This is a genomic window from Phenylobacterium sp. J367 (genome assembly GCF_024699985.1).
Lineage (GTDB): Bacteria > Pseudomonadota > Alphaproteobacteria > Caulobacterales > Caulobacteraceae > Phenylobacterium.
The window spans coordinates 2,065,134-2,086,865 of record NZ_JAJONA010000001.1 but is presented as its reverse complement, the minus strand read 5'-3'; the positions used below and the strand labels follow the sequence as shown (position 1 = coordinate 2,086,865).

At 69.8% G+C, this 21,732-nt stretch carries 22 protein-coding genes and 4 pseudogenes; 16 read left to right on the top strand and 10 right to left on the bottom strand.

The features are described from left to right. The first annotated feature begins 89 nt into the window (after nucleotides 1-89). The 5 genes and pseudogenes from LRS04_RS11240 (at nucleotide 90) to LRS04_RS11220 (ending at nucleotide 2,643) form a co-directional block, all read left to right on the top strand. Nucleotides 90-353, top strand: coding sequence for a histidine kinase dimerization/phospho-acceptor domain-containing protein (locus LRS04_RS11240; RefSeq protein WP_257816445.1), 264 nt, complete (start codon nucleotides 90-92; stop codon nucleotides 351-353). A gap of 14 nt (nucleotides 354-367) precedes the next feature. Then, the gene (locus LRS04_RS11235; protein ID WP_257816444.1) at nucleotides 368-871 is read left to right on the top strand and encodes a HAMP domain-containing sensor histidine kinase; all 504 of its coding nucleotides are present in this window, start codon (nucleotides 368-370) and stop codon (nucleotides 869-871) included. A gap of 97 nt (nucleotides 872-968) precedes the next feature. Next, nucleotides 969-1,247, top strand: a pseudogene (locus LRS04_RS11230) (heme-binding beta-barrel domain-containing protein); the annotation flags it as partial. Between the two features lie 73 nt (nucleotides 1,248-1,320). Then, nucleotides 1,321-1,644 (top strand): hypothetical protein, encoded by a 324-nt coding sequence (locus LRS04_RS11225; RefSeq protein WP_257816443.1) that lies wholly within the window; start codon nucleotides 1,321-1,323, stop codon nucleotides 1,642-1,644. 108 nt (nucleotides 1,645-1,752) lie between these two features. Next, a complete protein-coding gene (locus tag LRS04_RS11220; protein WP_257816442.1) occupies nucleotides 1,753-2,643 on the top strand; it encodes an FkbM family methyltransferase in 891 nt (296 codons plus the stop codon). An 88-nt stretch (nucleotides 2,644-2,731) separates the two neighbouring features. Here the strand turns inward: LRS04_RS11220 and LRS04_RS11215 are convergent, their stop codons facing one another. Further along, a complete protein-coding gene (locus LRS04_RS11215; protein WP_257816441.1) occupies nucleotides 2,732-3,418 on the bottom strand; it encodes a class I SAM-dependent methyltransferase in 687 nt (228 codons plus the stop codon). Nucleotides 3,419-3,528: 110 nt separating this feature from the next. On the opposite strand from LRS04_RS11215, the pseudogene LRS04_RS11210 reads away from it, so the two are divergent. Beyond that, a pseudogene (locus LRS04_RS11210) lies at nucleotides 3,529-3,953 on the top strand (SufE family protein). Here LRS04_RS11210 and LRS04_RS11205 read toward each other — a convergent pair. The 6 genes from LRS04_RS11205 to LRS04_RS11180 all read right to left on the bottom strand — a co-directional run bounded on the left by LRS04_RS11205 (nucleotide 3,950) and on the right by LRS04_RS11180 (nucleotide 7,231). Then, nucleotides 3,950-4,264, bottom strand: coding sequence for an SRPBCC domain-containing protein (locus LRS04_RS11205; RefSeq protein ID WP_257816440.1), 315 nt, complete (start codon nucleotides 4,262-4,264; stop codon nucleotides 3,950-3,952). The pseudogene LRS04_RS11210 and the gene LRS04_RS11205 sit on opposite strands and share 4 nt — an antisense overlap. Further along, nucleotides 4,261-4,488, bottom strand: coding sequence for an SRPBCC domain-containing protein (locus LRS04_RS11200; RefSeq protein ID WP_257816439.1), 228 nt, complete (start codon nucleotides 4,486-4,488; stop codon nucleotides 4,261-4,263). The genes LRS04_RS11205 and LRS04_RS11200 overlap by 4 nt, the downstream gene beginning before the upstream one ends. Continuing rightward, complete coding sequence (locus LRS04_RS11195; RefSeq protein ID WP_257816438.1) at nucleotides 4,485-4,838, bottom strand: helix-turn-helix transcriptional regulator; 354 nt, start codon at nucleotides 4,836-4,838, stop codon at nucleotides 4,485-4,487. Before LRS04_RS11195 ends, LRS04_RS11200 begins: the two co-directional genes overlap by 4 nt. 59 nt (nucleotides 4,839-4,897) lie before the next feature. After that, nucleotides 4,898-5,392, bottom strand: a complete 495-nt coding sequence (locus LRS04_RS11190; RefSeq protein ID WP_308238121.1) for a PAS domain-containing protein — start codon at nucleotides 5,390-5,392, stop codon at nucleotides 4,898-4,900. Between the two features lie 152 nt (nucleotides 5,393-5,544). Then, nucleotides 5,545-6,009, bottom strand: a complete 465-nt coding sequence (locus tag LRS04_RS11185) for a MucR family transcriptional regulator (RefSeq protein WP_257816437.1) — start codon at nucleotides 6,007-6,009, stop codon at nucleotides 5,545-5,547. Nucleotides 6,010-6,346: 337 nt separating this feature from the next. Then, entirely contained in the window at nucleotides 6,347-7,231 is an 885-nt protein-coding gene (locus tag LRS04_RS11180) for a crotonase/enoyl-CoA hydratase family protein (RefSeq protein ID WP_257816436.1), read from the bottom strand. A 129-nt stretch (nucleotides 7,232-7,360) separates the two neighbouring features. Between LRS04_RS11180 and LRS04_RS11175 the strand changes: the two genes are divergently transcribed. Together LRS04_RS11175 and LRS04_RS11170 are read left to right on the top strand one after the other, a co-directional pair. After that, the gene (locus LRS04_RS11175; protein ID WP_257816435.1) at nucleotides 7,361-8,899 is read left to right on the top strand and encodes an acyl-CoA synthetase; all 1,539 of its coding nucleotides are present in this window, start codon (nucleotides 7,361-7,363) and stop codon (nucleotides 8,897-8,899) included. A 220-nt stretch (nucleotides 8,900-9,119) separates the two neighbouring features. Continuing rightward, nucleotides 9,120-9,569, top strand: a complete 450-nt coding sequence (locus LRS04_RS11170) for a MaoC family dehydratase (RefSeq protein ID WP_257816434.1) — start codon at nucleotides 9,120-9,122, stop codon at nucleotides 9,567-9,569. A 162-nt stretch (nucleotides 9,570-9,731) separates the two neighbouring features. Here LRS04_RS11170 and LRS04_RS11165 read toward each other — a convergent pair. Continuing rightward, nucleotides 9,732-10,540, bottom strand: a pseudogene (locus tag LRS04_RS11165) (serine protease). A 184-nt stretch (nucleotides 10,541-10,724) separates the two neighbouring features. Here LRS04_RS11165 and LRS04_RS11160 point away from each other — a divergent pair. The 4 genes and pseudogenes from LRS04_RS11160 (at nucleotide 10,725) to ahpF (ending at nucleotide 15,811) form a co-directional block, all read left to right on the top strand. Beyond that, nucleotides 10,725-12,810 (top strand): annotated as a pseudogene (locus LRS04_RS11160) (S9 family peptidase). Further along, nucleotides 12,807-13,349 (top strand): GNAT family N-acetyltransferase, encoded by a 543-nt coding sequence (locus LRS04_RS11155; protein WP_257816433.1) that lies wholly within the window; start codon nucleotides 12,807-12,809, stop codon nucleotides 13,347-13,349. The pseudogene LRS04_RS11160 and the gene LRS04_RS11155 overlap by 4 nt, the downstream one beginning before the upstream one ends. 146 nt (nucleotides 13,350-13,495) lie before the next feature. After that, the gene (gene ahpC, locus LRS04_RS11150; protein ID WP_257816432.1) at nucleotides 13,496-14,059 is read left to right on the top strand and encodes an alkyl hydroperoxide reductase subunit C; all 564 of its coding nucleotides are present in this window, start codon (nucleotides 13,496-13,498) and stop codon (nucleotides 14,057-14,059) included. A 147-nt stretch (nucleotides 14,060-14,206) separates the two neighbouring features. Next, entirely contained in the window at nucleotides 14,207-15,811 is a 1,605-nt protein-coding gene (gene ahpF, locus LRS04_RS11145) for an alkyl hydroperoxide reductase subunit F (RefSeq protein ID WP_257816431.1), read from the top strand. Between the two features lie 218 nt (nucleotides 15,812-16,029). Here ahpF and LRS04_RS11140 read toward each other — a convergent pair whose 3' ends face one another. Further along, nucleotides 16,030-16,443 carry a hypothetical protein gene (locus tag LRS04_RS11140; RefSeq protein WP_257816430.1) on the bottom strand — a complete coding sequence of 138 codons (414 nt, stop codon included), beginning with the start codon at nucleotides 16,441-16,443 and terminating at the stop codon, nucleotides 16,030-16,032. Nucleotides 16,444-16,749: 306 nt separating this feature from the next. Here LRS04_RS11140 and LRS04_RS11135 point away from each other — a divergent pair, with 306 nt between their 5' ends. From LRS04_RS11135 to LRS04_RS11120, 4 genes are all read left to right on the top strand, one after another. Next, nucleotides 16,750-17,385, top strand: a complete 636-nt coding sequence (locus LRS04_RS11135) for a response regulator transcription factor (protein ID WP_257816429.1) — start codon at nucleotides 16,750-16,752, stop codon at nucleotides 17,383-17,385. Between the two features lie 85 nt (nucleotides 17,386-17,470). After that, nucleotides 17,471-18,871 carry a DUF1254 domain-containing protein gene (locus tag LRS04_RS11130; protein WP_257816428.1) on the top strand — a complete coding sequence of 467 codons (1,401 nt, stop codon included), beginning with the start codon at nucleotides 17,471-17,473 and terminating at the stop codon, nucleotides 18,869-18,871. After that, on the top strand, nucleotides 18,868-19,683 hold the full coding sequence (locus tag LRS04_RS11125) for a DUF2092 domain-containing protein (protein ID WP_257816427.1): 816 nt from the start codon (nucleotides 18,868-18,870) through the stop codon (nucleotides 19,681-19,683). Before LRS04_RS11130 ends, LRS04_RS11125 begins: the two co-directional genes overlap by 4 nt. Next, on the top strand, nucleotides 19,667-20,506 hold the full coding sequence (locus LRS04_RS11120) for a hypothetical protein (RefSeq protein WP_257816426.1): 840 nt from the start codon (nucleotides 19,667-19,669) through the stop codon (nucleotides 20,504-20,506). Before LRS04_RS11125 ends, LRS04_RS11120 begins: the two co-directional genes overlap by 17 nt. Before the next feature lie 202 nt (nucleotides 20,507-20,708). Here the strand turns inward: LRS04_RS11120 and LRS04_RS11115 are convergent, their stop codons facing one another. Further along, the gene (locus LRS04_RS11115) at nucleotides 20,709-21,725 is read right to left on the bottom strand and encodes a sensor histidine kinase (RefSeq protein WP_257816425.1); all 1,017 of its coding nucleotides are present in this window, start codon (nucleotides 21,723-21,725) and stop codon (nucleotides 20,709-20,711) included. Between the last annotated feature and the right edge of the window lie 7 nt (nucleotides 21,726-21,732).

The following is a 21,732-nucleotide window of genomic DNA, read 5'->3' as shown; positions in this document are numbered from 1 at the left end:
GAGAAACAACCGCCACTGCAACCAATTCGTAAGTGCGGCAGGCGACACTCGCGTTTCAGGTCGGACAGAAGGTCCAACGAAGGCGAAAAATGCCAAAACCGGCATCCATGGCGGCCCAGACGGCGGTCCCCGCGAACGCTCGCGCGCCCAGCGCGCAGCAGGCGCGGCGCGATCAGGCGTTCGAGGATCAGAAGCGGTCGTTCCTGCGGATGGTCAGCCATGAGCTGCGCACCCCGCTGAACTCGATCCTCGGCTTCTCGGACATCCTGGCTTCGGGCTCTACGGGCCGCTGGGCGATCCCCACTACCGCGAATACGCCGAGATCATCCGCGGCAGCGGCTCGCGCCTGCTGAAACTGGTCAACCAGGTGCTGGAGATCGCCCGGCTGGAGAGCGGATCCGGCGAAATGAACGCCCGCGCCGAGCCGCTGGAAGCCGCGCTCGACGACGTGACCGGCGCGCTCGCCGAGGATCTCAAGGGGCGCGACATCCGGCTGAACGTCGACCAGAGCGCCGAGCAGATCCTGATCCACGCCGACCCGAAGGCGCTGCGCACCGTGGTCGGCAACCTCCTGCAGAACGCCGTGGCCTTCTCGCCGGATGGCGGCGAGGTGCGCGTGCGCGTCGAGCGCCATGGGGCTTTCGTGGAAGTGGTCATCGAGGACGACGGCGAGGGCGTCGACCCGGCCGACCTGCCGAGGCTCGTGAAGCCCTTCGAGCAGGGCGAGAACGCGCTCACCCGCCGCGGCCACGGGGCGGGCCTCGGCCTCGCCATCTGCGACCTCAACTGCCAGGCCATGGGCGGCAAGCTGACCCTGGTCTCTGCCCCCGGCCAGGGACTTTCCGCGCGGGTCCGACTGCCGGCCGGCTGACCAGGACGGCCGACTTCGTCCGGCCGGCCCGCTGGACGCTTGCGTCGGCCCGTCCAACCGCTACCCAGGAGCGCGGAGCCGCGACCGAGGGGGCGAGATGCACGACTTTCCGGACGATATCTTCACGGAGCCGGAGGACGTCGACCCCGACGGCCTGGCCAATCTCGGCCCGCTCCGGCGGCTGGCGGGGGTCTGGGAGGGCCGCAAGGGCGTCGACGTGAACCCTAAGGCCGACGGGCCGGAGCGTCGGGAATACCTCGAGCGTATCGAGATGCATCCGATCGACCCGCAGCCGAACGGGCCGCAGATCCTCTACGGCCTGCGCTACCACATCCACATCGTCTCGACGGACGAGGAGACCACCTTCCACGACCAGGTGGGCTACTGGCTCTGGGAGCCCGAGACCGGCCTCGTCATGCAGACGCTGTCGATCCCCCCGCGGCCAGACGGTGCTGGCCGGCGGCCTGGCGGGGCCCGACGACAGCCGGATCACCGTCCGGGCGAAGCGCGGCGACCCGACCTACGGCATCTGTTCCACGGACTTCCTGGAGTGGGCGTTCCGCACCGACAGCTTCACCCTCGAGGTGACCTTCCAGCCGGACGGGACCTGGAGCTACGTCTCCGACACGGTCCTGCAGGTCCGCGGCCGCGACGAGCCCTTCCACCACATCGACCGCAACCGGCTGAGCAAGGTGGGCGAACCGCGGCGCAATCCGCTGCTGCGCATCGAGCGCGACGGGGTCAGCAAGGCGGACGCGCACGGCCTGGGCTGAGGACTGGCCGCCATGGGGCGATACGTCCCGTGGGCGGGCGCGGGAATCACGACACAACGGTCGGGCGGCCCCCTCGCCTGGGGCGCTCGGCGCAACCGCAGGGACCCCATGGCCAGCCTCCCGATCCGCCGCGACGCGGACTCCCTGCGCCCGCCCCTGCACGAGATCGTCGACCTGCCCGACCGGATCCGCATCGTGGACGTCGGCGCCAATCCCATCGGCGATCCGCCGCCCTACGCGTCGCTGATGGCCACCGGCCGGGCGGACCTGATCGGCTTCGAGCCCAACCCCGAGGCGCGGCAGGCTCTGGAGGACGCGAAGGGGCCGTACGAGACCTACCTGCCCTACGCCGTGGCCGACGGCGGCCGCCACGAGCTGAAGATCTGCCTGAACTCCGGGATGACCTCGCTCCTGGAGCCGAGCGTCCCGGTGCTGTCGCTGTTCAACAACTTCGCCTTCTGGGCGACGGTCGTGGAGCGCGTCGAGCTGGACACGGTCCGCCTGGACGACCTGCCCGAAATCGAGGGCATGGACTATCTGAAGATCGACATCCAGGGCGGCGAGGTCATGGTGTTCGAGAACGCCCGCGAGCGCCTGCGCGACGCGCTGGTCGTGCACACCGAGGTCTGCTTCATGCAGATGTACATCGACCAGCCGCTGTACGGCGACATCGACGCGGTGATGCGGGCCAACGGCTTCATGCTGCACCGGTTCGACGCCCTCACAACGCGGGACCTCTCCCCGCTCCGCATCGGCAACCACAAGCGGGATGGGCACAGCCAGCTCTTCTGGGGCGACGTCATCTACATCCGCGACATCGTCGACCTGAGCGGCCTCGACGACGGTCAGATCCTGCGCCTCGCGAACATCCTGCACGACTGCTACCGCTCGTTCGACGTGGTGCTCCGCCTGCTGCAGGAGAGCGACCGCCGGACGGGCGGGACCCGGGCCGACGCCTATGTTGCGGCCCTGGACGCGGCGGCCGACACCGGCGGCTAGAGCACGACGGGGCCAGGTGGCGTCGCCTGACCGCTGAATCGTGCTCCAGATTCAAAAGTGTAGAGTGCGCTCGAGCGGCGAAACCGCTCTAGGCGGCCTTGCGGGCGATCAGCAGAAGGTTCGAGGGCCAGCCGAGCAGGGAGACCGAGGCGACCTTGCCCGCGGCGCCGGACGCCTGGGCGACCTTCCTCAGGTCTTCGCCGCCCAGCAGGTTCAGCACCGCCTCGTCGGCCAGCTCGCCGCGGCCGGTGGCGTTCAGCACCCGCCAGAAGGCCGGGCGCGGCAGCCAGTGGACAAGCGGCAGGACCGAGTGGAATTCGATCGGGAACCAGCGGTTCGGCGTGGTCAGGAACACGCCCTTGCGGGCGACGCGCCACAGCTCGGCGATGAACCGCGCCTGGTCGGCGCGGGCGCCCACGTGCTCCAGCACCGCGCTGGAATGGACGAAGTCGAAGCTTCCGTCCGCGAACGGCAGGGCGCGGCCATCGGCCTTGCGGAAGGTCACGCCCGGATAGCGGGTCTCGAGGAACGAGGCGTCGTCGATGCCGACCGTGGTGATCTTCGATTTGTGCGGATACCAGGCGACCGCATAGTTCGAATGCTCCAGCGTCTGGTCGCTGGTGGCGCCGACGTCGAGCAGGGTGTCCTCCGGGCCGGGGTCCATCTCGTGCAGGAAGCGCTCGAACATGCGGCGGCGCTGCCAGCCGGCGATGCGGTCGGGGATGGAGCCGGCGCGCGAGACGCTGATCTGGGCGTTGAGGGTCTGGGCGGTCACGGTCGCCACTATAGCGGGAAGGCGGCCCCCACCAACCCCGATCGCCGAACGCCGGCGCCCCGAGCCCGGCTGTTGCAGCGAGGCCCGCCGCCCCTTAAGTGCCGCCAGCCATGCCGAGCATCGACCAGGACTTCCGCGACCTTTCCGACGAGTTCGACGTCCTGGGCGACTGGGAGGAGCGCTACCGCTATGTGATCGACCTCGGGCGGGAGCTCGCCCCCTGACCGACGCGGAGCGGTCGGAGGCCAACAAGGTGCGTGGCTGCGCGAGCCAGGTCTGGCTTGTCACCGAACCCCAGCCCGACGGGACGCTCGCCTTCCGCGGCGACAGCGACGCCCACATCGTGCGCGGCCTGATCGCCATCCTGCTGCGGCTGTTCTCGGGACGCGCGCCGGGCGAGATCCTCGACTTCGACACCAAGGCGGCCTTCGACGCCCTCGGCCTGACCGGCGCCCTATCGTCGCAGCGGTCGAACGGGCTCGCCTCCATGGTCGCCCGCATCCGCCGCGACGCGGAACTGGCCAAGGCCGCTTAGGCCGGCAGCCGCTTTTCGTAGACGCCTTCCAGCTCGGCATGGCGGCCCCAGAACGGGCCGCGGGGCCGGCCGGCGAGCTCGTCCACGAGCTGGGCGAGATGGCTGTGCCAGCCGCCCGAGACGTCGACCATCATGGCGCGGTCGCGCAGTTCGCTGTGGGTCAGGGTGAGCAGCACCTCGGTCCCGCGCGGCTCCAGCTCGAAGGTGACCACGGACGGCGGCCCCTCCTCCTCATGCCAGGCGAAGCTCAGCAGGCGCGGCGGGTCGACCTTGAGGATCGTGCCGGTCGAGTTGAAGCCGGTCTCGTTCATCTCCCGGTGCTTCTCGGGGGCGGGTCAGGCACGTCCGAGAGCTGGGCGTGGCGGAAGTTGATGTCGGCGTGGCCGCCTTCCCTCAGGTCCATCTCGCCTACGGCGAACCAGCGGCCGCGCTTCTCGCTCTCGGTGAGATACGCCCAGACCCGTTCGATCGGGCCGGGCAGCAGCCGCTCGAAGCGGACCACGCCGGGGCCCGGCGACATGCCGAAGTCGTTCATCCGTCACTCCCTTTCTGGGCTTCGTCCTCGGCCCTCAGCAGGCCTTCGAGGACGTCGAGCCGGCCGTTCCAGAACCGCTCGTAGGGCTTCAGCCAGTCGTGGGCGCCGGCCAGCGGCCGGGCTTCCAGACGGCAGAGGTGGGTGCGCCCGCGGACCTCGCGGCGGACGAGGCCGGCGCGCTCCAGGGCCTTGATGTGCTTCGACGCCGCCGCCAGCGACATGCGGTGCGGGGCCGCCAGCTCGCCCACGCTGCGCTCGCCTTCGGCGAGGCTGAGCAGCATCCGGCGGCGCGTGGCGTCGCCGAGGGCGTGGAACACGGCGTCGAGGCGGGCGGGCTCTAATTCAACCATCAAGTTGAGGATTAGGCCGGCAAAAGCGGATAGTCAACCGTTCGGTTTAACGAGTGGGATCAGGCGGCGCGGATGCCGCTATAGAGCTGGCTCATGCCGACCACGGCGTCGTAGCCGAGGATCATGTCCACGTCGGACCCGTTGGAGGCCAGGGGCAGGCGCAGCCACAGGATCGACAGGTGGGAGGCGCCCTTCCAGGCGAGGTTGTGGACGCCCACGGCCGGCCGGCGCTCGGCGACCACCCGGCCGAGTTCACCGCGCCAGTACTCGGCGGCGCTCGACGCATAGACCTCGGAGATGGTGCGGCCGGTGATCTCGCGGCCATAGACCCCGTAGAGGTCGGTGCCGGCCAGCCGGATGCGGTAGTCGAGGCCGCCGCCGTCGCCGCGGACCACGTCCAGCAGGCTGACGGTGGGCAGCAGGCGCTTGAAGCCCGAGGGATGGATGTCGCCACGGCCCGGCAGGCCGGCGCCCCGCCGAAGCTGGGCCCAGTAGCGGATCATCTCCTCATGGGCGCGAGCCGCCGCTGCGGGGGCTCCGATCTGCGCCGCCATGTTCAGATTCCTTAACAACCCGTTGGAATCACAACGAATCACTTATCGCCTGATGCGCGAATCGGCGGCAAGTCAAAATCATGGCGCGACAACAGATTTCGCGCGTGGGGTGACTGAAAAGCAGAACGCCCGCCGAGACCGGCGGGCATTCCTTAACTTAAGAGGCTGTTGTTCCGGCGGACGCCGGCTGCGGATCTCAGCGCTTCTTGCGGGGCGCCCTGGCGGCCGCCCTGGCCGAGACCCATCTGCTTGGCGAGGTCCGAGCGGGCCTTGGCGTAGTTCGGAGCCACCATCGGATAGTCCTTTGGCAGGTTCCACTTCGCCCGGTACTCCTCGGGGCTCATGTTGTACTTGGTCCGCAGGTGCCGCTTCAGCGACTTGAACTTGCGGCCATCCTCGAGGCAGACGAGGTAATCCGGCGTGATCGACCGGCGCACCGGGACCGCGGGTTCCTTCGGCGCGACCTCGGCCGTCTCCTGACCGGAGGAAACGCCCGCCAGGGCGCGGTGAACGCTCTGGATCAGCGCCGGCAGGTCGGCGGCGGCCACGGTGTTGTTGCCCACGTAGGCGGAAACGATATCCGCCGTCATCTCGATGACTTCCGACTTCTCGTCCATTCTTGTCGTTCCGTAGAAGCGCGCCGATGAACGGCGCCGAAGCGATCCATAAGATCAGTAGCGGAGGTGCCTATATGGAACTCGCTCCCAAGACAAGCAAGTGAGAAGAACTCAATTTGGGCGAACACGGCTCGGAATTGAGAAAAAACGCGTTTTTCAAGCGTTTTCCCAGGGGACCGAAGAGTAAGATCGGGACGGTCTACCTGCCTTTCCCAAGGGGTCGCGAATCAGTCACGCCCCCTGGAATTCCGTCTCACACCAAGATGTGTTGCACCGCACAACAGTATCGGCCCGCGGGGACTGCCGCGGGCCGCTAAGGGGAACTGCGGAACCCGGACTAGCGGAACGTAGGCGCCTGCCAGTGGGGCCAGATGTCGGGCAGGTCCGACGACACCTTGTCCGGATAGTTGGGTGGACGCTTCTCCAGGAACGAGCTCACCCCCTCGCGGGCGTCGCCCGAGCGTCCGCGGAGCTGGATGCCGCGGCTGTCGGCCATGTGCGCCTCCATCGGGTGGGAGGCGCCGGCCATGCGCCAGATGAGCTGGCGGGTGATGGCGACGGACACCGGGGCGGTGTTGTCGGCGATCTCGCGGGCGATGGCGCGGGCAGCCGGCAGCAGGTCGTCGGGCGCGTGCACCGAGCGGACCAGCCCCTTCTCGTGCGCCTCGGCGGCCGGGAAGATGCGGCCGGTGTAGCACCACTCCAGCGCCGTCTGGACGCCCACCAGCTTCGGCAGGAAGTAGGAGGACGCCGCCTCCGGGTTCAGACCCCGGCGGGCGAACACCAGGCCGTAGCGGGCGTCCGTCGACGCGAGCCGGATATCCATGGCGAGCTGCATGGTGACGCCGACGCCCACCGCCGGCCCGTTGCACGCCGAGATCACCGGCTTGAGGCTGTCGAAGATGCGCAGCGTCAACAGGCCGCCGCCGTCGCGCTGGACCCCGTCCCGCTGACGCTCGGCAAGCGCCCGGCCGCCCTGCGCCTCGTAGTCGAAGGTCTGGGCGCCGCCGGAAAGGTCGGCCCCGGCGCAGAACGCCCGGCCGGCCCCGGTGACGATCACCGCGCGGACGGCGTCGTCGGCGTCGGTCTCGTCGAAGACCGCGATCAGGTCCTTCATCATCTGGGTATTGAAGGCGTTGAGCTTCTCCGGCCGGTTCAGGGTGACGGTCGCGACGCCGTCGTCCACGGCGTACTGGATGGTCTCGAACGTCGGCGCGGGCATGGGTCATTCCTCCTGATGTTTCGGCCACTCCGCCCGGGTTGACGGACGGTAGGTCAAGCGCACCGTATGCGACTGAACACAGATAAGTCGGGCGCCGGCGAACGGCGCCGATGGGAGCGAGCACACACCATGCATCCGGCGACCCACGCCAAGACCCATCCGGACCGGCCCGCCTACATCATGGCGGGCTCCGGCGAGACGGTGACCTATCGAGAGCTGGACGAGCGCTCGAACCAGGGTGCGCACCTGTTCCGTTCGCTGGGCCTGAAGCCGGGCGACGTGATCGCGCTCTTCATGGACAACCACCCGCGCTACTTCGAGATCGCCTGGGCCGCCCAGCGCAGCGGGCTCTACTACACCTGCATCTCGTCCAAGCTGACCGCAGGCGAGGTGGAGTACATCGTCGGCGACTGCGGCGCGCAGGTGCTGATCGCCTCGCCCGGCGTGGGCGAGGTGGCCGCGGAGCTGCCGGCGATCCTGAAGGGCGTGAAGCTCTACATGGTGGGCGAGGCCAAGGCCCCGTACGAGAGCTTCGAGGCGGCGAGGGCCGCCTTCCCGACGACCCCGATCGCCGACGAGACCGCCGGCTCGGACATGCTCTATTCCTCGGGCACCACCGGCCGGCCGAAGGGCATCAAGCCGGCGCTGACCGGGGCCGCCATCGACGAGCCCAACGCGCTGGTGATGATGGCCCAGGGCCTGTTCGGCTTCCCGCCCGGCTGCACCTACATCTCGCCCGCGCCGCTCTACCACGCCGCCCCGCTCCGCTGGTGCATGAGCGTGCACAAGCTCGGCGGCACGGTCGTCGTGATGGAGAAGTTCGACCCCGAGCAGGCGCTGGCCCTGATCGAGAAATACAAGGTCGACGTCGGCCAGTTCGTGCCCACCCACTTCGTCCGCATGCTGAAGCTGCCGGAAGAGGTGCGGGCGAAGTACGACGTCTCCTCGATGAAATCGGCGGTGCACGCCGCCGCCCCCTGCCCCGTGCCGGTGAAGGAACAGATGATCGCCTGGTGGGGGCCGGTGATCTACGAGTACTACGCCGGCACCGAGGGCAACGGCTTCTGCTTCATCCGGGCGGACGAGTGGCTGACCCACAAGGGCTCGGTCGGCAAGGCCGTGCTGGGCGAACTGCGGATCTGCGACGAGGACGGCGAGCCCCTGCCGCCCAGGACCGAGGGCGTGGTGCACTTCGCCAACGGCCCGCCGCTGAGCTACCACAACGCGCCGGAGAAGATCGCCGAGGGCACCAACAAGCACGGCTGGACGACGCTGGGCGACGTGGGCTGGGTTGACGAGGAGGGCTACCTCTACCTCACCGACCGCAAGAGCTTCATGATCATCTCCGGCGGGGTGAACATCTATCCGCAGGAGATCGAGAACCTGCTGATCGGCCACCCGAAGGTCGCCGACGCCGCCGTGGTCGGCGCCCCCGACGAGGTGATGGGCGAGAAGGTGGTCGCGGTGATCCAGCCGATGGCCTGGCAGGACGCCGGCGAGGACCTGCGCGAGGAGCTGATGGCCTACGCGCGCCAGAACCTCAGCCACGTGAAGTCGCCCCGCGTGATCGACTTCATCGCCGAGCTGCCGCGGCACCCGACCGGCAAGCTCTACAAGCGCCTCATCCGCGACGCCTACTGGGGCAAGGAAGGCTCGCGGATCGTGTAGGCGGGTCACTTCACCTCCCCCAGCGCGGAGCGATGGCGGGAGGGGGACCGCTCGCCGCAGAGCGAGTGGTGGTGGGGGCAAGCGGCCGCGCGGAGGCTTGCCCCCTCCACCATCGGCTCTTCGGCTGCGCCTCGGCCGACGGTCCCCCCTCCCGCCGCTTCGCGGGGGAGGTGAGGCCTGCTAGAGACGAACAACTGTTTTGGACTTCAGGGAGAGACGAATGAACCCGGTTGAGATCAAGGACCTGCCCGGCCTCGTGGGCCAGGAGGTGGGCGTGTCGGACTGGGTGCAGATCACCCAGGAACGCGTGAACCAGTTCGCCGAGGCGACCGGGGACCACCAGTGGATCCACGTGGATGTGGAGCGCGCCACGAAGGAAATCGGCGGGCCGATCGCCCACGGCTACCTGACGCTCAGCCTGATCCCGTTCCTGTCGGCCGGCCTGATGCCGGTGAAGGGCGTGACCCGCGGCATCAACTACGGCTCCGACAAGGTGCGGTTCACGAACATGGTCCGCGTCGGCAAGCGCGTCCGCCTGCGCCAGAAGCTGATCGGCGCCGAGCCCAAAGCCGGCGGCATGCAGCTGAAGAACGAATGCACCATCGAGATCGAGGGCGAGGACAAGCCCGCCTGCATCGCCGAGACGATCAGCGTCGTGTACGGCGGCTAGTCTCCTTCTCGCCTTGCGGGAAGGTGTCGTCCGCAAGGACGACGGATGAGGGGTCGCACGGGAGATCGTGCGGCCCTTCTTCGTGTCTGGAGATCGAGGTCGGGGCGAGCCCTCATCTGTCGGCTTCGCTGACACCTTCTCCCGCAAGGGGAGAAGGGATTTTCAGTAGGGCGCGACGGCTTCCTCGGCCGAAGCGGCCTTGGCGCCCGTGACCTGCTGGGTCGTGGCGTAGGTCACCGGCGCGGCGGGATCGGTCACCAGGGCCACCGTCTCGCGGATATATTTCGCGTGGGTGACGATGCCGATCTCGAGGCGTTCGTTGTTCAGCTCGACCTGCTGGGTGAGCAGGCCGGCGATGAAGGTGGCGTCGCCGCCGGCGCGGGTCTGCTCGCTCATGAACACCGGCCCGCCGGAATTGCCCGGGAAGACCGAGAAGTCGAGCAGGAAGGTCGGGAAGATCTTGGCCGGGGCGATCGGGTAGGACGCCACCCGGCCGGAGCGCAGGATCGGGAAGCCGGCCTGATTGGCCGCCAGCCCGCGCGGGAAGCCGAGCGCCATCATCTCGTCGCCGGCGCGGACCTGGTACTTGTTGAAGGTGTCTTCGGCCGCCAGGTAGTCCACCGGGATCGCCGCCTTGGCGAACTCCGGCGGCGCGGTGATGGCGATGGCGGCCACGTCGCGATCGGATGCTGCGTCCAGAGCGGCTGGCCCTTGGCGTCGCGCACCTTCAGCGTCTGGGGCGCGTAGCTCCAGGAGCCGTCGGAATTGGAGAAGCGGTAGCCGATACGGGCGTCCGCCTTCGGCATCTTCTGGAAGACGTGGTTGGCGGTGACGAGGATGGTCCGCGGCTGGCCGTCGGCGCCGGTCTCGGTGATCAGGAAGCCGGTGCCGACCGTGCGCGTGCCGTCGCCCAGCGGCTGTTCAAGCTGGACCGTCGCGTTGATCAGCTCAAGCGGCAGATCAATGGCCATCTAGGTGTTCCCGACTTGGAGACTCGATACGCCCTTCGCGTCTACGCGCGATCTCGATGCCAAAGAGTGAATGAACCGCGGGATCGCAACAAGCGCAGACCGCAAGGTGGCGTTGCGCCCTAGTGACGCGCGTCACCTTCCGGTGGAGCTTGAGCCGGGACGGGCGGCGGCGCATCTAGCAGGCATGACCCTCCCCACCCCGCCGAAGGCCCGCAAAGAGCCTCATCGCATCGAGCAGCTTGGCCGCGTCCGGATCGACGACTACGCCTGGATGAAGGACGACAACTGGCAGCAGGTGCTGCGCGACCCGAAGGCGCTGCGCGCCGACGTTCGCGAGCACCTCACAGCCGAGAACGCCTACACCAAGGCCATGCTGGCCGGGACCGAGGCGCTGCAGGCCGAGCTGTTCGCCGAGATGAAGGGCCGCATCAAGGAGGACGACAGCTCCGTCCCCTCTCCCGACGGCCCCCTGGGAATATTACGCCCGCTACGAGATCGGCGCCGAGCATCCGGTCCACGCCCGCAAGCCCCGCGGCGGCGGCGAGGAGCAGGTGCTGCTGGACGAGCAGGCCGAGGCCAAGGGCAAGGCCTACTACCAGGTGGGCGCGGCCAGCCATTCGCCGGACCATGGGCTCTACGCCTGGGCGGTGGACGAGCAGGGGTCGGAGTATTTCCAGATCCGGGTGAAGGACCTGCTCACCGGGGAGGCCGTGGGCGCGCCGATCGAGAGCGCCTACGGCGACTTCACCTTTTCGCCCGACAGCCAGTGGCTGTTCTGGATCTGGCGCGACGAGAACGCGCGACCCTCCAAGGTCTTCCGCCGGTCGGCGCGAGGCGGCGAGGACGTGCTGGTCCACGAGGAAGCCGACGAGGGCATGTTCCTGGGCGTCGGGACCGCCTCGGACGACAGCGCGATCCTGATCCACGTGGGCAACCAGGAAACCACCGAGATCCTGATCGTCCCGGCGGCCGATCCGTCCGCGCCGGCGGTGGTCGCCGAGCCGCGGCGGGTCGGCGTCAAGTACGACCTCGATCACTGGACCGACCGCTGGGTGATCCGCACCAACGACGACGGGGCGGTGGACTTCAAGCTGATGGTCTCGGACGCCCCCGTCCCAGCCAAGGCGACCTGGCGCGAATGGATCGCCCACACGCCGGGCCGCTACATCACCGGCTTCGCGGCCTACGCCGGCCACCTTGTGCGCGCCGAGCGGGTCGATGCGCTCGACCGGCTGGTGGTGACGGCCCGGGACGGGACCGAGCACGCGGTGGCCTTCGACGAGGAGGCCTATGCGCTGAACCTGGAGGGCGGGCTCGAATACGAGACCACGCTCACCCGCTTCGTCTACCAGTCGCCGACCACGCCCAGGCAGTGGTTCGACTACGACCTGGCCACCCGTGAGCGGACGCTGCGCAAGACGCAGGAGGTGCCGTCGGGCCACGACCCCGCGAAGTACGTGGCGCGGCGGATGCACGCGAAGGCCAGCGACGGGGCCGAGGTGCCGATCACCGTCCTGATGCTGAAGGACACGCCGCTCGACGGCTCGGCGCCGGTGCTGCTCTACGGCTACGGCAGCTATGGCCACGCCATGGAGCCCAGCTTCTCGATCCGGAACCTCAGCCTCGTGGACCGCGGCTGGATCTCGGCGACGGCGCACATCCGCGGCGGATCGGACAAGGGCTGGGGCTGGTTCCTCGACGGCCGGCGGGAGACCAAGACCAACACCTTCACCGACTTCATCGCCTCCGCCGAGCACCTGATCGCCGAGGGCTACGGGTCGAAGGGGCGGATCGCGGCCATGGGCGGCTCGGCCGGCGGGATGCTGATGGGGGCGGTGGCGAACCTGCGCCCTGAGCTCTTCGGCGCCATCGTCGCCGCGGTGCCGTTCGTGGACGTGCTGAACACCATGAGCGACACGACCCTGCCGCTCACCCCGCCCGAGTGGCCCGAGTGGGGCAATCCGATCGAGGACCCGGTCGCCTACGACCGGATCGCCGGCTACAGCCCCTACGACCAGGTGAGCGCCCAGGCCTATCCGCCGGTGCTGGCCACCGGCGGCCTCTCGGACCCGCGCGTCACCTACTGGGAGCCGGCGAAGTGGGCGGCCAAGCTGCGCGAGTTCCAGGCCGGCCCGGCGCCGATCCTGCTCAAGATCAACATGGAGGCCGGCCACGGCGGCGCCTCTGGACGCTTCGACTTCCTCAAGGAGGTCGCCCTGGACTACGCTTTCGCCATCTGGGCGCTCGAGGGGAGCTGGGCGAAGGCATGATCATCCGCGCCGCGACGGAGGCCGACGCCGGCGCGTTGGCGGAGATCTACGGCCACCACGTCCTCCACGGCTTCGGCACGTTCGAGATGACGCCGCCCGACGCCGCCGAGATGGACCGCCGCCGTGCGGCCATCGCCGCCCACGGCCTGCCCTACATGGTCGCCGAGCTGGGCAAGCGGGTGCTGGGCTACGCCTACGCCAGCCCGTTCCGACCGCGGCCCGGCTACCGCTTCACGGTCGAGGACAGCGTCTATGTGGCGCCCGACGCCATCGGCCGCGGCGTCGGCCGCGCGGCGCTGGCCAGCGTGCTCGACCAGTGCACGGCGCTCGGGCTGCGCCAGGTGGTGGCGGTGATCGGCGACAGCGGCAACGAGGCGTCCATCGGCCTGCACCGGGCGCTGGGCTTCGAGGACGCAGGCGTCCTGCGCCACGTCGGCTTCAAGCACGGCCGCTGGGTCGACATCGTGATGATGCAGAAGAGCCTGAACGGCGGCGGCGCGACCCCGCCCGACGTCCCGGGCCTGACCCTCGGCGGCTGAGTCTCCGCGCAGCGGGCCGACTCGGCGCCCGTTCCTCCGGCAGAATTCCTCTATAGATGAAATCTATGGATGCACCGCAGCAAAATCAGTTTTGCTATTGCGAGAAGAGTCCCTACATGGAGCCCACATCAATCGGGAGTGCATGGATGTCTCTGATCAACACCACGGTGAAGCCCTTCTCCGCCCAGGCCTACAAGGCCGGCAAGTTCGTCGGCGTGAGCGACGCCGACCTGAAGGGCAAGTGGGCTGTCTTCTTCTTCTACCCGGCCGATTTCACCTTCGTCTGCCCGACGGAGCTGGAGGACCTCGCTGACAATTACGCCGAGTTCCAGAAGCTGGGCGTCGAGATCTATTCGGTGTCGACCGACACGCACTTCTCGCACAAGGCCTGGGCCGACACCTCGCCGGCCATCGGCAAGATCCAGTACACGATGATCGGCGACCCCGCGGGCGTCGTGACCAACAACTTTGGCGTCATGCGCGAAGGCCAGGGCCTGGCCGACCGCGGCACCTTCCTGGTCGATCCGGACGGCGTGATCCAGTTCATGGAGATCACCGCGGAAGGCATCGGCCGCAACGCCGCCGAGCTGCTGCGCAAGGTGAAGGCCGCGCAGTACGTCCGCAGCCATCCGGGCGAAGTCTGCCCGGCCAAGTGGGAAGAGGGTGAAGCGACCCTCGCCCCGTCGCTCGACCTCGTGGGCAAGATCTAACAACCCACCCGCTGGGACCCGTCCGGGCGGCGAAACCGCTTCGCACTTTCGCCTGACGGGTCCTGGCCGCACGACCGACCCCGGCGCCGCCGCCCAAGCGGCGGCGCCGGCCTCTTCCTTCAGTCCCTTTCCCTCCCCGGAACCCGCATGTTGGACGCGTCGCTGAAGGCCCAGCTGAAGGCCTATCTCGAGAACCTGCGCCAGCCGATCGAGCTGGTCGCCTCGCTGGACGACAGCCCGAAGTCCGCGGAGTTGATGCAGCTCCTCGAGGACATCGCCGGACAGTCGGAGAAGGTCAGCGTCCGGCGCGACGGCGACGACGCCCGCAAGCCTTCCTTCGCCATCGTCCGCGCGACCGATCCGGCAGTCTCCGTCCGCTTCGCCGGCGTGCCGCTCGGCCACGAGTTCACCTCGCTGGTGCTCGCCCTGCTGCACGTGGGCGGCCATCCGCCGAAGGTGGACGCCGACGTCATCGAACAGGTGAAGGCGCTCGACGGCGACTTCACGTTCGAGGTCTATTTCTCGCTCTCCTGCCAGAACTGCCCCGATGTGGTGCAGGCGCTGAACACCATGAGCGCGCTGAACCCGAAGATCCGCGTCACCTCCATCGACGGCGCCCTCTTCCAGGCCGAGGTCGAGCAGCGGCAGATCATGGCCGTGCCCACCGTGCTCCTGAACGGCCAGGAGTTCGCGCAAGGCCGCATGACGCTGGAGCAGGTGCTGGCCAAGCTCGACACCGGCGCCCAGGCCCGCGAGGCCGAGAAGATCAGGGCCAAGGACGCCTTCGACGTGCTCGTGGTGGGCGGCGGCCCGGCCGGCGCGGCGGCGGCGATCTACGCCGCCCGCAAGGGCATCCGCACCGGCGTCGCCGCCGAGCGGTTCGGCGGCCAGGTTCTGGACACCATGGCCATCGAGAACTTCATCTCTGTCTCCCACACCGAAGGCCCGAAGCTGGCCAGCGGCCTGGAGCAGCACGTCAAGGACTACGACGTCGACGTGATGAACCTGCAGGTGGCGACGAAGCTCGTTCCCGCCGCGCAGCCGGGCGGCCTGATCACCGTCGAGCTCGCCAACGGCGCGAGCCTCAAGTCCCGCACCGTGATCCTGGCCACCGGCGCCCGCTGGCGGCAGATGGGCGTGCCGGGCGAGGACGAGTACCGCAACAAGGGCGTCGCCTACTGCCCGCACTGCGACGGGCCGCTGTTCAAGGGCAAGCGGGTGGCGGTGATCGGCGGCGGCAACTCGGGCGTCGAGGCGGCCATCGACCTGGCCGGCATCGTCGCCCACGTGACCCTGATCGAGTTCGACGGCCAGCTCCGCGCCGACGCCGTGCTGCAGAGGAAGCTCCACAGCCTGCCGAACGTCACCGTCGTCACCTCGGCGCTGACCACCGAGGTGCATGGCGACGGCCAGAAGGTCGTGGGCCTCACCTACAAGGACCGCACCACGGACGCGCTGCATCGCGTCGAGCTGGAAGGCGTCTTCGTGCAGATCGGCCTGGTGCCGAACACCGAGTGGCTGAAGGGCTCGGTGGCGCTGTCGCCGCGGGGCGAGATCGAGACCGACGCGCGCGGCGCGACCAGCGTGCCCGGCGTTTTCGCCGGCGGCGACGCCACGACCACGCCCTACAAGCAGATTGTCATCGCCATGGGCGAGGGCTCGAAGGCCTCGCTCTCGGCCTTCGACTACCTGATCCGCCAGCCGGCGCCGGACGCGGCGCGCGAGCCGGCCGACATCGGCGAGGCGGCCTAGCCGGCCGGCTTGGGGCCGGGAGACCGCCGCGGCGCCGGTGAAGACCTTAGGGTTTCACCCGATTTCGCGGCGCCGCGTTACCCGGCACTGTGCGCATGCCGGCAGGGCCAATCCGCACCCCACAGTGCAAGGCCGCGACCCCCAGCCCAGTCGGCGCCCACGAGCGGCGGCGTCGGCCCGTCGTCGCCGCTCGTGGGTAGCGCCCCCTCCGACCGACTTCAGCCCTTGTAGCCGCCCGCCGGCTCCCGCTGGATCGTGCAGGGACCGCTGGTGACGTCGAGACCGCTGGCCCCGGTGGTCCGCCAGGTGGCCTGGCGGGCCGGCGGATCGAGCCGGATGGTGAGGGTCATGGACGCCGTGCTGATGAAGCCCTCCAGCGTCTTGCGGTCCGCCGTGCAGGCATAGCTCTGGCAGAGGTTGGGGCCGAATTCCCGCTCGCCTGGCTTCCATTCCTGGAACACGTAGCGGCCGAGCCGGAAGGTCCGGACGGTCGCCGGCCGGCCGTCCTTCCCGGCCACCTCACAACCCAGGATGAAGGTCGGCCCCGCGGGCGCCGCGGCCTGCTGCAGCACCACCAGGCCGGTCATCGCCATCGCCAGCATCATCGTGTCGGGCCCCTGTTCGTGGCGCATGATGCCGACCACCCCTGGCCCGAGACCTCGGGCGATACCCTGAGAGGCGGTCGGGTGATCTACGGATGGACCGGGGGTGATTCCGGATGTCCACTCGCCGGGTAGAAACCACAAGTTCTCGTTAAGGCTGCATTTTGAATATGCTTATCGCCATAGGCGAGTGAGAGGGGTATGTTTTCAAGGTGAGGCGTTTAAGGGCGGGGCTAGCTGAGGACCGGCGCGAGGTCCCAGGCGTCCGGGCGCGAGGACGGTCAGACACCTGACCAGAGCGGGCCCGCGCACGCGGTCCTGGGAACGGGGGATCCGATGCTTCGCATACTGATTGCCGACGACCACCAGATCGTGCGCAAGGGCGTCCGCGACGTCATCGAGGGGCATCCGGGCTGGGAGGTATGCGCCGAGGCCGCCGACGGCCAGCAGGCGCTCGAGCTGGCGCTCAAGGAGAAGCCCGACGTGGCGATCCTGGACGTCTCGCTGCCGATCCTCAATGGCGTCGCCCTCACGCGCCGGCTGCAGAAGGAGATGCCCAAGATCCGGGTGCTCCTCTTCACCATGCACGACGACGACGAGACCGTGTCGAGCGGCCTGGCCGCCGGCGCGCGGGGGTACGTGCTGAAGTCCGACAGCGAGCGGCACCTGGAGGCCGCGATCAGCGCCCTGCACGTGAACCGGCTCTACTTCTCCTCGCCGGTCTCGGAGCTGCTGCTCGACGCCGCGCTCAACGAGCGCAAGCGGTCCAGGCTGGAGAGCTTCACCATCCGCGAACTGGAGGTCGCCCAGCTCATCGCCGAGGGCAAGGTGAACAAGCAGATCGCCCGCCAGCTCGACATCAGCGTGAAGACCGTCGAGAGCCACCGGGCCGCCGCGATGCGCAAGGCCGGCGTGCGGACGGCGGCCGAATTCGTGCGGTTCGCCATCAAGCACAACCTGATCCAGCCCTAGGTCGGCGCCACGCCAGACTAGGGTATCGGCCCGATATCGGGCCTTGGGCGCCCCCCGGGACACTCCCGCTCTCGGGGAGGCGCAATTGGCCCAGAAGATATTCCGGGAGCGAGGTTCCAACTCCATCCGCACGGCCGCGGCCGGCTGCCTCTCGATCTGCTTCCCGCTGTTCCTCGTCGACGCCGTCCGCCGAGCCCATCCGCTGGCCATGCAGCAGTTCGCCCTGCTGCCCCCCGACGGGGCGGGTCTCGCGCCCGGCCTGCAGGAGGACGATGCCTGCATCGTACAGACCAGCGCCTGGATCGACCTCTCCCGCGGCCCCGTCGTCGCCCACCTGCCCCACGCGCACGGTCGCCATTTCGACCTCACCCTGATCGACACCGCCGGCGAGCCCTTCGCGAGCTTCGGCAGCCGGACCGGCGACGACACCGGCTTCGACCTGGTGCTCGTCGGTCCGCGATGGTCGGGCGAGGCGCCGCGGGACGTGGTGGCCCGCCGGTCCCCGAGCGAGGCCTGCTGGGCGATCGGGCGCCTTCACGCCCATTCGGCCCTCGACCGATCGGACACCATCGCTCTCGCCAGGCGCCAGTCGCTGGCCCCGCTGGCCGAGCGCAACGAGCCCCGGTCCGCGCCGGTGCGCACCCTTGAGCCACCGGCCTCGTCCTGCCTGCGCCAGGTGGCCGAGCTCGGCCCCGCCCTCTTCTTCCACCGGCTCGACGCCGTGCTCGACCGAGCGCCCGTCCCCTTCCAGCGGGCCGCCCGACCCAAGCTGGAGGACTTCCGGCGCGAGCTCGGTGGGCCGCCGCCGCCCGGCGACTGGGACGAGGCGTTCGCCCATGACCTGGCCCAGGGTCTCGACGATGGGCTCGCCGCCGTGCAGGCCGCCGCGGAGGCCGTCGTGGAGAGCCATGGCTCCGGCTGGCGCGCGCAGGCCGTGCCCGTCCACGACGGGTCGGGCGCCAGCCTCGCCCAGGCCGGCCGGGCCTACGCCAACCTCGGCGCGCCGACCCGCGAAGAACTCATCACGCTCACCTGCGACCACGACGAGTTGGGCGCGCCGCTCCGGGGCGACCTCGGTTCCCGCATTCACTTCGAGGCCGACGCCCTGCCGCCGGTCCACGCGTTCTGGCGGCTCTGCACGCGGCCCGCCGCCTCGCCCGACAAGCGCTACGGGCTTTCGAACCACAGCGACCTGCTGCTCAACGCCGACGGTTCGCTGGACCTCCTGATCCAGAACGCGCCGCCGCCGACCGGCGCGATGGCCAACTGGCTGCCGGCGCCGGCCGGACCGTTGACGCTGGCCATGCGGCTCTACGCGCCGCGCGCCGCGGCGCTGGGCGGCGGCTGGCGGATGCCGCCCGTGCAGGGGTCGGATGCCGACCCCGTCCCCGCAAGACCCCGGCGCAGCCGGCCGCAGCCTTCAAGACCGGGCGCCCGCGAGCGTCACTACCGGCCCGCCAGCGCGGAGAGGAGACCTATCCTGTGAAAGCCCTTTCGATCGTCCTGACCGGGGCGCTGGCGCTCGCCGCCTTCGCCGCCCCGGGTCCCTCGCCGGCCCAGGCTCCCGCGCCCCAGGCCGCGCCGCCGGCCAAGGCCGGGCCGGAGACCGCGGCACCCGAGGAGGTGGAGCCCGAGGCCAAGGCGGCGCTGCAGAAGATGAGCGCCTACCTGGGCACGCTGGACACCTTCGAGATCAAGGCGACGACGAGCCTCGACCTGGTCACCCAGACCGGCCAGCGGGTCCAGCTCAACGGCGACGCCCGCTACCGGGTGCGGCGGCCCAACGGCTTCGTCATCGACGTGAACACCGACTGGAAGAAGCGGACCTTCATCTACGACGGCAAGAGCTTCACGGTCTTCGCCCCGGAGAAGGGCTACTACGCCACCGTGCCGGCGCCCGGCACGATCCTGGCGACCCTGGACCTGATGTACGAGAAATTCGGCATCGCCCTGCCGGTCGAGGACCTGTTCCGCTGGAACAACGAAGGCAGCCGCAGGGTCGCGCAGATCGATTCCGGATGGCGGGTCGGGACGGTGACGATCAGCGGGACCAAGACCGACCACTACGCCTTCCGGCAGGACGACATCGACTGGCAGGTGTGGATCGAGCAGGGCGACAGGCCGCTGCCGCGCAGGCTGGTGATCATCGACCGCTCGCAGGCCGAGCAGCCGGCCTATCAGGCGACCTTCGACTGGACGCTCAACCCGAGGCTCGCCGACGACACCTTCGCCTTCAAGGCCGGGCCAAACGCCAAGGCCATCCAACTCACCGTCTTGTCCGATGGGGGCAGCCAATGAGCGGACAACAGATCTCCACGGCCATCGCGTTGGCGGTCGGCCTTTCGGCCTCCATGCTGGCCTTCGTCGAGGAGAGCTGGGCCCGCGGCGGGCGCGGCGGCGGCGTGCGCAGCGCCGGAATGAGCAGCATGAGCCGGGGGGCGGCGGCAGTTTCGGCGGCAGCCGATCCTACTCCTCCGGCCGGTCGTCCTCCGGCAGCAGCTTCGGCTCCGGCAGCCGACCGAGCGCCTCGACCCGCCCTAGCGCCTCGACCCGGCCGAGCGGCGGCTCGGGCAGTTTCGGGGGCGGGGCGAGCGCTGCGACGCGCCCGTCGACGGGCGGCGGCGCCGGCGTTTCGAACCGCGCCGCGGCGGGCGCCGGCGGGGCCGGCGCGGCCGCCACCCGTCCCGGCCAGGGCGAACGCGGGGACCGCATCACCAACATCCAGGGCGGCGACATCAACATCGACCGAAACACCAACATCGACATCGACGACGGCTGGGGCGGCTGGGACGGGGACATCGACCATCCGATCGCCGCCGGCATCGCGTTTGGCACGGCGGCGGCGATCACGGCCGCGGCGTTCACGCCCTATTACTACTATGGCCTGCCGGGCGGCTGCGGCCCCTACGCCTATCCCGGCTACAGCTACTACTACTGCGGCAGCTACTTCGTGGAGCCGCGCTACGAGGGCGACACCATCGTCTATGTGACGGTGCCGGATCCGCGCTCCGAGGAAGAGCAGAAGAAGAATCCGCTGCAGCAGGGCGCGCCGCCGCCGTCGACGGCGCCCGTCCCGTCGACGCCCCAGCCGTCGGCCGGTCCCCCGGCTTCGCCAGGCTGAGGTCCGGGACAGAGAGAAAAGGCCCCGCGCCGCAGCGCGGGGCCAGTTGGGAGCCTGTTGAAAACCGCCCCCGGGAGACCGCCATCCGGGGGTGATGGCGGACGCGTGCCCAGCATGACCCGCGGGGCGCGCGTTCTGAATCAGGTGAAACCCTGAGACACGCCCGATCCGAACGGTGCGTTCGTCCGCTGGCGGACGGCGGTCAGGGTTCGCCGGCGGCGATCGGCAGGCGGACCCGGATTTCGAGGCCGCGCACGGGACAGCCGATGTCGAGCCGCCCCCCGAGCTGGGCTGCGCGCGTGTGCATGCCGGCGACGCCGACGCCAGGCTGGAAGGCCTGCGGATCGCCCGCGCGGAGGGCCGGGACGCCCTGGCCGTCATCGGCGACGCGCAGCGACACCAGCTCGTCATCGCTTTCGAGTTCCACCTCCACGCGGGTCGCCCCGGCATGGCGGTAGACGTTGGCCAGGGCTTCCTGGACGATCCGGTAGACGGCATGCTGCACCGCCGGGGAGGCGCACTCGAAACGCCCCCGCGCGCGCAGCTCGGCCGTGAGGCCGGTCCGGGTGGCGAACCCCCGGACGAAGGCCCGGATCGCGCCCTCGAGGTCGCCCGGGGCGAGCGCCGCCGGCCGCGTCAGGTAGGAGAGCACGCGGATCTCCTTCACCACCTCGCCGATGGCGGTGGACATGTCTTCCATCACGTCCAGCGCGCCGGCGCCGCCGACCAGGCGACGCAGCCGGGCAAGGCCGAGCGCCAGGGCCACCAGGTGCTGACTGGTGGAGTCGTGGAGTTCCATGGAGATCCGCAGGCGCTCCTCCTCCTGGGCGGCCAGAAGGTCCTCCGGCGCGGAGGGCCCGGCGCCCGCCGGCCTGCGCACCTCGTCATCGGTGACCACGAAGAGCGCGGCCGGACCGAGCGTGATCGGCGTGATGCGGATCTCGCGCTGGCGGCGGCTCTCGCCCGCGTAGGGGTGCGTCAGAGACGTCGCGCGGCCGGCGAGTACGTCGGCCAGGCTGTCGCGGAACGCCGCGCTGTCCAGAGCCGGGCTGAGCCGGCGGCAGACGTCCGCGTAGGACTGGCCCACGTCGCCAGCGCGGCCGCCGAAGCCTTGAGCCAGCATCACGCCGCGCCAGGCGGCGTTGACGGCGACGATCGCGCCGGCTTCGTCGAGCAGGGCCATCGCCTGGCCGGTCTCGCCCGGCAGGTCGGCGAGCACGCCCTCG